This is a genomic window from Aliiroseovarius sp. PTFE2010 (assembly GCF_049943335.1).
Taxonomy (GTDB): domain Bacteria; phylum Pseudomonadota; class Alphaproteobacteria; order Rhodobacterales; family Rhodobacteraceae; genus JBNFVY01.
The window spans coordinates 51,000-61,500 of record NZ_JBNFVY010000014.1 but is presented as its reverse complement, the minus strand read 5'-3'; the positions used below and the strand labels follow the sequence as shown (position 1 = coordinate 61,500).

Annotated in this window: 9 protein-coding genes; 8 read left to right on the top strand and 1 reads right to left on the bottom strand. The window is 60.3% G+C overall.

What is annotated here, in order from left to right; translation table 11 throughout:
• The first annotated feature begins 109 nt into the window (after positions 1-109).
• From ACP2AV_RS14455 to ACP2AV_RS14430, 6 genes are all read left to right on the top strand, one after another.
• Entirely contained in the window at positions 110-589 is a 480-nt protein-coding gene (locus ACP2AV_RS14455) for an acetyl-CoA carboxylase biotin carboxyl carrier protein subunit (RefSeq protein ID WP_426373497.1), read from the top strand.
• Positions 586-1,752, top strand: a complete 1,167-nt coding sequence (locus ACP2AV_RS14450) for an acyl-CoA dehydrogenase family protein (RefSeq protein ID WP_426373496.1) — start codon at positions 586-588, stop codon at positions 1,750-1,752. The genes ACP2AV_RS14455 and ACP2AV_RS14450 overlap by 4 nt, the downstream gene beginning before the upstream one ends.
• A gap of 561 nt (positions 1,753-2,313) precedes the next feature.
• Positions 2,314-3,087, top strand: a complete 774-nt coding sequence (locus ACP2AV_RS14445) for an MBL fold metallo-hydrolase (protein WP_426373495.1) — start codon at positions 2,314-2,316, stop codon at positions 3,085-3,087.
• A gap of 195 nt (positions 3,088-3,282) precedes the next feature.
• The gene (locus tag ACP2AV_RS14440) at positions 3,283-4,464 is read left to right on the top strand and encodes an aminotransferase class I/II-fold pyridoxal phosphate-dependent enzyme (RefSeq protein WP_426373494.1); all 1,182 of its coding nucleotides are present in this window, start codon (positions 3,283-3,285) and stop codon (positions 4,462-4,464) included.
• A gap of 78 nt (positions 4,465-4,542) precedes the next feature.
• On the top strand, positions 4,543-5,640 hold the full coding sequence (gene folE2 / locus ACP2AV_RS14435) for a GTP cyclohydrolase FolE2 (RefSeq protein WP_426373493.1): 1,098 nt from the start codon (positions 4,543-4,545) through the stop codon (positions 5,638-5,640).
• Positions 5,641-5,699: 59 nt separating this feature from the next.
• Positions 5,700-7,148 (top strand): TrkH family potassium uptake protein, encoded by a 1,449-nt coding sequence (locus tag ACP2AV_RS14430; RefSeq protein WP_426373492.1) that lies wholly within the window; start codon positions 5,700-5,702, stop codon positions 7,146-7,148.
• 27 nt (positions 7,149-7,175) lie between these two features.
• Here the strand turns inward: ACP2AV_RS14430 and ACP2AV_RS14425 are convergent, their stop codons facing one another.
• On the bottom strand, positions 7,176-8,888 hold the full coding sequence (locus ACP2AV_RS14425; protein WP_426373491.1) for a trypsin-like peptidase domain-containing protein: 1,713 nt from the start codon (positions 8,886-8,888) through the stop codon (positions 7,176-7,178).
• Positions 8,889-9,043: 155 nt separating this feature from the next.
• Between ACP2AV_RS14425 and ACP2AV_RS14420 the strand changes: the two genes are divergently transcribed.
• Both ACP2AV_RS14420 and ACP2AV_RS14415 read left to right on the top strand, forming a co-directional pair.
• Positions 9,044-9,982, top strand: a complete 939-nt coding sequence (locus ACP2AV_RS14420; protein WP_426373490.1) for a glycine--tRNA ligase subunit alpha — start codon at positions 9,044-9,046, stop codon at positions 9,980-9,982.
• Positions 9,979-10,500, top strand: a complete 522-nt coding sequence (locus tag ACP2AV_RS14415; RefSeq protein WP_426373489.1) for a DUF6446 family protein — start codon at positions 9,979-9,981, stop codon at positions 10,498-10,500. The genes ACP2AV_RS14420 and ACP2AV_RS14415 overlap by 4 nt, the downstream gene beginning before the upstream one ends.
• Position 10,501 lies beyond the last annotated feature (1 nt).

Here is a 10,501-nt window from a genome sequence, read left to right as displayed (position 1 = left end):
GGCCGGCGCATCGCCCTGGCAAAGCTTGGGGTCATGGCGGCTCACCGCCCCGGCGGGGCGCCCTGGTGCCGCGTCGTATTGGACTACATCCCAGGATGATCCGATCCGCATGACCGGCACCCCGGCTGAGCTTGCCGCTGTTCTGCCGGATGGCCAGTCTATCACGGCCCAGACCACCGCCCTGACCGCGGACCGTCTGAGCGGACGCATCGACGGTGTTCCGTTCTCGCGTATCGCCCATGTCCTGCGCGCGCGCGATCACTGGCGGGTGCATCTGCAGACCTCTGCGGGGATGGTGGCGGCTGAGCTGCGCACGTTGGAAGATCAGCACTTGCAACGCGCGGCCAGCGGATCCGGTGGCGCTGACCTGTTAACGGCGCCCATGCCGGGTGCTGTTGCCGAGGTGCGCGTCGCGACCGGCGACCGCGTCGAAGTCGGCGATACGCTGGTGGTGCTGGAAGCCATGAAGCTTTTACAAAGCCTGCCCGCGCCAGTCGCGGGTGTGGTGCGCGAAATCTATTGTGCGGAGGGCGACACGGTCGCCGGGCACGCCCCACTTATCAAACTTGATCCGGAGGAACAGACATGACCAGACAAGACACTATCTCCGCCGCCAACGGCCCGTTCAACGAAGATCTCGATATGATCCGCGACCAGCTGCGCCGGTTTATCGAAACCGAGGTGACGGCCAAGGCCGACGCCTGGGAAGAAACGGGCATGGTGCCCCGCGACGTGTTGCGCCGGATGGGTGACCTGGGCGTGCTGGGTATGCGGTATGACGAACAATACGGTGGCGCCGGCCTGAACGTGATGTCCAGTGTCGTTCTGGCGGAAGAGGTGGGGCGGTCGACCTTTGGCGGGTTTGCGGCCACGGTTCTGGTCCATACTGACATGGCCTCGCCGCATCTGGAAAACGCCGGGACCCCCGAACAAAAGGCACGCTGGATGCCGTCGATCACATCGGGCGAAAAGATCTGCGCCGTTGCCGTCACCGAACCGGGCGCAGGTTCGGACGTGGCCGGCATGCGCACGCGCGCGGTGCAGGACGGGTCGGATTGGGTGCTGAACGGCACCAAGATGTTCATCACCAACGGCGTGCATGGCGACATCTATTTCGTCGGTGCCAAGACCGACCCCGATGCCAAAGGATCGCGCGGGATCACCATGTTCGCGGTCGAAAAAGACACGCCGGGCTTCTCGGTTGGCCGCGCGCTGAACAAGACCGGCTGGCTGTGCTCGGACACGGCCGAACTGATCATTGAAGATGTTCGCATCCCTGCCGAAAACGTGCTGGGCGAGGTCAACAAAGGCTTTTATTCGGTGATGAAGAACTTCCAGAACGAGCGTATCGTTCTGGGCGCGATGGCCTGCGCCGAGGCGCAGACCGCACTGGACATGACCGTGGATTACGTCAAGCAGCGCAAAGCCTTCGGCGGCGTGCTTTGGGACAAGCAAGCGATCCGCCAGCGGTTGGCCGATTGTCAGACCCGCATCGCCGCAGGGCGCCAGTTGGTCTATCACGCCGCCGGTCTGGACGCTGCGGGCCGCGATTGCGTGAAAGAAGTCTCGATGGTCAAAGCCTATTGCGGCGAACTGGTGAACTCTGTGCTCTATGATTGTGTGCAGTTCCACGGCGGCATGGGTTATATGCGTGAAACCCCTGTTGAACGCATGTCGCGCGACGCGCGCGTACAGGCCATTGGTGGCGGAGCCAGCGAAGTTATGCTGGAAGAAGTCGCCAAACGCATGTGAGCCTTCAAACCAAGTAAACCAACAGAGCGCTGGCACACGGACAAGCCGCAGACCTATGGAAACCACCCAACATCACCCGATCGAAAGACTGACCGGTGAGTTTGTTTTGATACTCATCGCCACGGCTCTTCTGACACTTTGTGCGAGAGTCGTGGTCCCTTTCGACCCAAGCGCGATGTTGACTCAGGCCTTGGTGGTTCTGTGTGTTGTCTTTTGTGTTGGGGTCGGTCTGCGGCTGTTTGGTGGTGGTTGCGTACCTTCTGGAAGGCCGGCTTGGCCTTCCGGCCTTCGCGGCTTCATTCCAGTGGCGGGCTCGGCCGGCACTGGTGTCCATCTTGGAGAGTGTGAGCCGATGAACGAACCAAAAAGAGAAAGGCATCTCGTTTTGTATACCCGATCCAGCATCCGCCTTGCGGCGCCCACGTCGTATCACACCGCGTCAAAAACGATATCATCTTGGCAGGATGTCAATCGTCGGCGCCCAATTCGTGATCTTGTCCAATGACAAAAAGCAGCATGTTTTTCACCGAGCCGGAACCTTGTCGTGCGCAAGGAGAAAAAGTGGCCGAGGGCATCCAGAGGATCGTGGCCAACAATCCCAGCAAGATGACCTATCATGGTACGAATACATATCTCATCGACAGTCCTGACGGTCGGTTTGTAATCGATCCCGGTCCGGTAGAGGACAGCAAGCATTTCGATGCGATCCTGGAGAATCTTGGCCCCAACCCGGCCGGAATTCTTGTCACTCATCACCATTCCGATCACTTCGGGGCGGCGCCGTCATTGCGCGAAAAAACGGGCTTGCCCATTCATGCCTCGCGCGTGTTTGCCGATGACGCGTTTGTGCCTGACGGGTTACTTGAGGACGGGGATGTGATTGCGGGGCTCACGGTCTTGCACACACCTGGTCATGCAAGCGATCACCTGTGTTTTGCGCGTGCAGACGGGGTCTTGTTCACGGGTGACCACATAATGAGCTGGAACAGTTCAATCGTCAGCCTACCTGACGGCGACATGCGCGATTACTGCGACCAGCTTGAACGCCTGATCGCGCGTGATGATGAGATTTATCTGCCGGGGCATGGCCCTGTTCTGCGCGATCCGCAACCTTATGCCCAAAGGCTTCTGGGCAATCGGATGCGCCGGGAGGCAGAGATCCTCGCACATCTCTCGAAAACGCCTGATACGATCAAGAATATCGCGGCGACGGTTTACAAGAAAACCGATCCGCATATTGCAATGGCCGCAGAGCGCAATGTCGCCGCACATCTGGACAAGCTTCTTTCAGAACAAAAAGTGGTCCAAGACGGAGAGACTTGGAAATCCTCCTGACCTGAAAACGGCGCTGTTGGCCGCGCGGTCAGACTCAGCAAAGCGGACACGACAAACCGGAAATTGCGCTTTCGCCTAGGGTGACGTAGACATTCCGCGAAAGAGGTCAGGGACGTGATGCCCCCATACCCCCGGGCTCTGGGTCAGAGAGGGGGCTCTGGTCCTGACCCAACGTCGACATCGAAGGAACGCGTCGTGACGAAAGACCTCAAACCCCGGACCCAGCTTGTCCATGGCGGCACGCGCCGCAGCCAATTTGGCGAAGTCAGTGAAGCCGTATTCCTGACCCAGGGATTTGTCTATGACACCGCCGAGGCCGCCGAGGCGCGCTTCGTCAAAGCAGGTGAGGATGAATTCATCTATGGGCGCTACGGCAATCCCACGATGCGCATGTTCGAGGACCGGATCGCAGGGGTTCTGGGCTATGAAGATGCCTTTGCCTGCGCGTCTGGCATGGCGGCGGTCAGCGGCGCGCTGCTGGCTCTGCTCAAGGCAGGGGATCAGGTGGTGGCATCGCGCGCGCTGTTCGGTTCATGCCTCTATGTGCTGGAAGAGATTCTGGCCCGTTACGGCGTCGAAATAACCTTGGTAGATGGCACCGACAACGCGGCTTGGGACGCGGCGATCAGCGATGACACCGACGTGGTGTTCCTGGAAAGTATCTCGAACCCGACGTTGGAAGTCATTGACCTTAAACACGTTTGCCAGGTCGCTCATGCTCATGGCGCATTGGTCGTGGTCGATGATGCGATGACCACGCCAGTATTTTCTTATGCGCGCAAGTGCGGCGCAGATCTGTGCGTTGTGTCGACGACCAAACATGTGGACGGGCAGGGGCGAATGCTCGGCGGGATCATCGCGGCCTCGCGTGATTTGATCCGGGGCCCGATCGAAGCCTACATGAAGCATACCGGCGGCGCGATGAACCCGTTCACCGCATGGACGCACCTGAAGGCGCTGGAAACCATTGATTTGCGCGTTCGAGCGCAGGCTGATACGGCATTGAAACTGGCCGAGGCGCTGAATGGTCACCCCAAACTGAACGCAGTACGCTACCCGACGCACGACGCCCATCCGCAGTGCGAACTGGCCCGTGCGCAAGCGTCCTGCGGCGGCACGGTTCTGGCGTTCGACGTCAAGGGGGGGAAACAGGCGTGTTTCGCATTTCTCAACGCGCTCAAGGTCATCATTATTTCCAACAACTTCGCCGACGCCAAGTCGATCGCGACCCATCCTGCGACCACCACGCACCAACGCTTGCCCGACGACCAAAAGGCAACGCTGGGCATCACGCCGGGGCTGGTGCGGCTGTCGGCCGGTCTGGAAGACGCCGAGGATCTGATCGAAGACGTGCTTCAGGCCCTCGAAGTGATCTGATCCCGCACCCCGAACGTAGCATTTGGTGAATCGACGTCAAAGAACTACATATATCGTGCAATGGCGGGGGGGCACCTGATGAACAAACACCTGACAGAAATGGATATCGTGACAGCAGAAGCGGCAGAAGCATTGGCGAAACTGCGTGCCTGGGCCGCAAGTGTCACGCCCGAGCAGATCGCAGCGCTGGACCCGGCAATCGCGCGCTTGCTGCCCGATCGAGAGCTGTCGAATTATCCCTCTCTGGCAAGGGCTTACCCTGAAGAGTTCGAAGCTGACGAGGCCTATCGCGCGACCCTGCCGGATCTTCAGAATGGCCCCGAAAGCCTGATCAAGGGCGCCCGGCGCGTGATCGAACACGTTGGCATTTCCAATTTTCGCCTGCCGATCCGCTTTCACACCCGTGACAACGGCGATTTGACGCTTGAAACATCCGTGACCGGGACGGTCAGCCTTGAGGCGGGCAAGAAGGGCATCAACATGAGCCGCATCATGCGGTCATTCTATCGTCATTCTGAACGAACGTTCAGTTTCCAGACGATCGAAGCCGCGCTGGACGATTATATCACCGATCTGGACAGCTTTGATGCGCGCATCCAGATGGGGATTTCGTTTCCGATGAAGCGGCCGTCCCTGCGGTCGGGGCTGGAAGGGTACCAGTATTACGACATCGCATTGGAACTGGTTGAACGGGCAGGGGTGCGCAAGAAAATCCTGCATCTGGACTTTGTATATTCCTCGACCTGCCCATGTTCGCTGGAACTGAGCGAACACGCCCGCGCAACCCGTGGACAAATGGCGACCCCCCATTCGCAACGTTCCGTGGCGCGGGTATCGGTTGAACTGGCCGAAGGACAGCCAACCTTGTGGTTCGAAGATCTGATCGATTTGTGCCGCAACGCCGTGCCAACCGAAACGCAAGTGATGGTCAAGCGTGAGGACGAGCAAGCTTTTGCCGAACTGAACGCAGCCAATCCGATCTTTGTTGAAGACGCGGCGCGGCTTTTTGCCCAAGCGCTGGAAAACGATCCACGCGTAGGGGATTTCCGCGTCATCGCAAGCCATCAGGAAAGCCTGCACAGCCACGATGCCGTGTCAGTCTTGGTCGAAGGCGACACATTCGCAGCCGAAAGTCTGGATCCCAAGCTTTTCAAGAGTTTGATCCACGCAGGCTAAAGCCGCGTTTGCGTTTGACATCTTGACAGGCGCGGCACCTGCGGCCAAGCCTTTCGCCCATGTATGACCTGCGCCCCGTTGGATATGTGATCGGCCTTTTGGTCGCAGCGCTCGGGGCGACGATGATCATCCCGATGCTGGTCGATGCGTTCGATCAGAACGGTCACTGGTTCGTTTTCGTCGAAAGCGCCATCATTACGATTGCCGTCGGCGGCATGACCGCAATGGCCTGTTCCAATGGCGTGTCGGACCGTTTGAGCCTGCAGCAGACCTTTCTGTTGACCACTGGCGTTTGGCTCATGCTGCCTGTTTTCGCGGCCATTCCGTTCCTGATCGGCCCCACCGAGGCGCGCGCTGTGGACGCGTTCTTTGAGGCCATGTCGGGCCTGACGACGACGGGTGCCACGGTGTTTTCGGGGCTTGATGACCTGCCGCGCGGTCTTTTGCTTTGGCGGTCCATGCTGCAATGGTTCGGCGGGGTGGGCATCATTGTCGTGGCCATGGTTTTCCTGCCCGAATTGCGTGTCGGGGGGATGCAGATCTTTCGGTCGGAAGCGTTTGAGACCGATGGAAAAGTGCTGCCACGCGCCGCACAGATCGCCAGCCGTATTTCCGTGATATACGTCGGCCTCACAGTGGTTTGCGCCTTTACCTATCTCATGGTCGGGCTGAGCGGATGGGATGCCATCAACCACGCGCTGACAACCATGTCGACGGGTGGGTTTTCCACGCGTGATGCATCGTTCGGGGCGTTTCAGGGCCCGGCAGAATATGTCGCGACAGTGTTCATGGTGCTCGCGTCGCTGCCCTTTGTCCGCTACGTGCAAATGCTGGCCGGCTCTGCCAAACCGATCCTGCATGACAGCCAGGTGCGCGTTTATCTGGCGGTGAACTTGGTCTTGATCGTGTTGCTGAGCGCCTACCGGATCGTGTTCGATGATGCCCATCTAGAATCGTCGTTCCGCGAGGCCAGCTTCAACGTCACGTCGATCCTTACCGGCACCGGCTATGCGTCGGTCGATTACCAATTGTGGGGCGCATTCCCGGTCGTGACGTTCTTTTTCATTGGGCTGATCGGGGGGTGCGCCGGGTCAACCTGTTGTTCGGTCAAGATCTTTCGCTATCAGTTGTTGTTCTCGTCGATCCGCTCGCAGATCAGGCGCATCCACAGCCCCCACGGGATATTCATGCCGCGCTATGACGGGCGCCCCGTGGACGAGGATATCCTGAGCTCTGTCATGGCGTTCTTTGTGCTGTTCATCGTGTCGATGGGGGTGCTTTCGGTCGCGCTGTCAGCCACGGGTCTGGATTTCGCGACGTCGGTATCGGGCGCTGCCAGTGCGATTGCCAATGTCGGGCCGGGGCTGGGTGACACAATCGGTCCGGCGGGAAATTTCGCGCCGTTGAACGATACGGCCAAATGGCTGCTCGCCGTCGCGATGCTTATCGGGCGGTTGGAACTGATGGCCGTTTTCGCCCTGTTCACCGTGAATTTCTGGCGCGGGTGACCTGCAAAGGCCCCGCGCCAGGCAATGTCAGTTCCAGCAGCTGACCAGAACGGTCATGTCGCTTGCGATCCGGATAAGGTCTTCCGGCGCAACCGGCTCGGCGTTTGATGCGGGCATCGCTGCGACGCCATTGTCCGACAGGAAACTGACAACCACGTTCATGTCAGTGGCCAAGGACACATTTTGTGGCAGCTGTCGCCCGGCGGGATCTTGCGCGCTCAGAACTCCCAGGACCGCGCCGTGCGTGTCGAACACGGCTGCGCCAGCATCACCGTCCAGGCTGTTCAGCGCAAGGCGCAGGACGCCTTGTGTGCCATCGGGCGCCTGCAGTTCGGCCAGGGTGCCATAGGTAAGCGTCGGCGCGCCCAAACGCCCGCCGTATGAAAAACCAGCGATCGCGATTTCGCTGTTCAGGCGTGCCCTGCCGGGTTGGAATTGCGCAATCGCTGCCGGGGCGACAGGTGTGGTGGGGCGAAGCAGCGCCAGATCTCCGGTTGCTGCCGCTACGGTCATGGCGACGTCATCTTCGATCGTCACACGGCCGCACGAGGCGACAGTTTGCGCGCTGGTCAGAACCTGTCCGTCTTCGGTCACGAAAACCCCCGTCGCCGCTTTGTCCGGACGGCGGATTTCCAGACCGGCCAACAAATCAATGCTTTGCTCCGGGGTGTCGCCATAGATGTCGGGCAGAACCGCGTCGGTGCTACGGAAACTGGCGCGCATCGCGTCCAGTGCCAATGCGCGGCGCTTCGCGTCACCGGCTGGCCAGATCAGGCCGAATCCCTTGATCTGCTCGCCCGACAGCTCGGCGTAGATGGTCGTGTCGAAACGCTCGTCCTGGCCATTGATTTCGAACGTCGTGCGTTTCAGGGTGCGCTCGCCATTAAGCGGCACAGCATCCAGCGTTTGCAAAATGTCGTAGAGCCCGCCGAACATCGCCGTATCGCCGCTTTGACTGATCAACAAGATCTGCGGCCCGCCGTCCTGCTTGGCACTGTAATGTGCGAACGGAGGATCATAGCGGTCAAATTCGACCAAGGCCGTCGGCAAAGTGATCTCGACGCCAGCGGTCTGGTCGCTGATCGGGGCCAGGCCAAGGCTCGCGACGGCGTCGTGATACGTCTTGAGTGCTTGGGCGCGCTGCTTGGAGGTCAGAACGCCGGTCGCCTCATAGCCATTGGCGATCTGCCAGTCGGCCATTGCGCCGCGCGTTCCGCGCCCATAGGCGCCATCAATCGCACCGGTATACGCACCTGCGTATTGCAGGGCGGTCTGCAGTTCCATGCGTTGTTGGCGGGACATATGTGCTTCGGACCGGCGCGCTTGGGCGGGGGTTTCGTCGGACGGGACCGGTTCGGGCAGGGCGACAGGCTCGGCCGGCGCCGTGGATCCGTTGCTCTGGGGCGCGCGGATCCCGCCCACAGGCCAGAACTGCCGGGCAAAGCGGCTGCCATCGGCGATGAAGCTGTCGCGTGGAATCTGGCCGGCCGCGCGCAGTTGGCGAAGAAGCGCATCCGCGTCAGCCGTTCCATAGGGCCCGAGCGCGATGCCATACCACCCCCCGCGCAGGGCAAACCCGTTCACATTGTCCAGCGCGCCGGAATAGGCTTGCACCCGGTCCTGCGCCTGTTCCAGACTTGGGCGTGCCTCGATCTGGATCCAGACGTTTTGTGCCGCGCTGACCAGCGGAAAAAAAGAAATGAGAGCTGCGAAGAGTGTGCGTTTGATTAGGGTCGTCATTTTGCCTATGCCGTTATCTTGCCTGTTGCGCGTGCTGACCCCCCTGTTATCAGGAATTTCCGCCATCGCGAAAGATCAATATAGCGGCGCCAGCGCAATTGACCCTGCCGGCGCGCTCGCCTAATCAGGGCACGCTTTTTCAAGAGGGACGCACCATGGCCAAACCCGCCCAGCCCAAGAGCTTTCAGGAAATCATCCTGCGCCTGCAATCCTACTGGGCGGCGCAGGGATGCGCGATGCTGCAACCTTATGACATGGAAGTCGGCGCAGGCACGTTCCATCCCGCCACCACGCTACGCGCGCTCGGCCCGCGCGGGTGGGCAGCGGCATATGTCCAGCCGTCGCGCCGACCCACCGACGGGCGGTACGGCGAAAACCCGAACCGCTTGCAGCACTACTACCAGTATCAGGTGATCATCAAACCCAGCCCGCCCGATCTGCAGATGCTCTATCTTGGCTCGCTCGAAGCGATCGGCATCGACATGGACATGCACGACATCCGGTTTGTCGAAGACGACTGGGAAAGCCCAACGCTGGGCGCCTGGGGGCTGGGCTGGGAAGTCTGGTGCGATGGCATGGAAGTGTCGCAGTTCACCTATTTTCAGCAGGTCGGCGGGCACGATTGCCATCCGGTGTCGGGTGAGTTGACCTACGGACTGGAACGTCTTGCGATGTATGTGCTGGGTGTCGATCACGTCATGGACATGCCTTACAACGATCCCCAGTCGCCGGTGCCGTTGACCTATGGCGACGTGTTCCGCCAAACTGAATCCGAATACAGCCGCCACAATTTCGACGCGGCCAACACCGCGATGCTGCTCAAGCACTTCGAAGAGGCCGAAGCCGAATGCCACGCCCTGCTGACGGAACCGGCATCTGACCCCAAGACCGGCAAGCGGATCATCATGGTGCACCCGGCCTATGATCAGTGCATCAAAGCCAGCCATATCTTCAACCTGCTTGATGCACGCGGGGTGATTTCAGTGACCGAACGACAGGCCTACATCGGCCGTGTCCGCGCTTTGGCCAAGGCCTGCGCCGATGCGTTCGTGCAGACCGAGGCGGGCGGTTTTGTCCCAGAGGTGGCGCAATGACCGGGAAAATTCTGGCAGGCTTCATCGTGATCACAGCGCTCGTCGCTGGGGTGTCCCTTTATTATCTGCAGGTCTACGCCTTTTACGAACCGGTGCCGGAGGGCGGCGCGCCGGTTGTTTTGACACGGCTGGACGGGATGGAAGAACCCGTGCCCGTGACCGGGTTCGAAGGGATCGATGCCGACAGCTCGCCAATCCGCTACCGCGCCTGTTTCAACGTGACGATGTCGGCCGCGATGATGACGGAAACCTTCGAAATCTATGAGCACGCCGAACCGTTGACCGCACCGGGGTGGTTTGACTGTTTTGACGCAGCCGCGATCGGTGCGGCATTGGAAAGCGGGGCTGCAACGGCCTTTCTGGGCCAGAAAGACATTGAATACGGCATCGACCGCGTGATCGCCGTATTCGGTGACGGGCGTGCCTATGCCTGGAACCAGATCAATGAATGCGGCGCAGTCGTCTTTGACGGTGCCCGCGCCCCCGAGGGCTGCCCGCCCGTACCCGAAGGACAGTGAC

Bases quoted from the DNA above. Each gene is read 5' to 3' on its own strand.
- ACP2AV_RS14455 (WP_426373497.1), top strand. From the start codon at position 110: ATGACCGGCACCCCGGCTGAGCTTGCCGCTGTTCTGCCGGATGGCCAG.
- ACP2AV_RS14450 (WP_426373496.1), top strand. From the start codon at position 586: ATGACCAGACAAGACACTATCTCCGCCGCCAACGGCCCGTTCAACGAA.
- folE2 (WP_426373493.1), top strand. From the start codon at position 4,543: ATGAACAAACACCTGACAGAAATGGATATCGTGACAGCAGAAGCGGCA.
- ACP2AV_RS14430 (WP_426373492.1), top strand. From the start codon at position 5,700: ATGTATGACCTGCGCCCCGTTGGATATGTGATCGGCCTTTTGGTCGCA.
- ACP2AV_RS14425 (WP_426373491.1), bottom strand. From the start codon at position 8,888: ATGACGACCCTAATCAAACGCACACTCTTCGCAGCTCTCATTTCTTTT.
- ACP2AV_RS14420 (WP_426373490.1), top strand. From the start codon at position 9,044: ATGGCCAAACCCGCCCAGCCCAAGAGCTTTCAGGAAATCATCCTGCGC.
- ACP2AV_RS14415 (WP_426373489.1), top strand. From the start codon at position 9,979: ATGACCGGGAAAATTCTGGCAGGCTTCATCGTGATCACAGCGCTCGTC.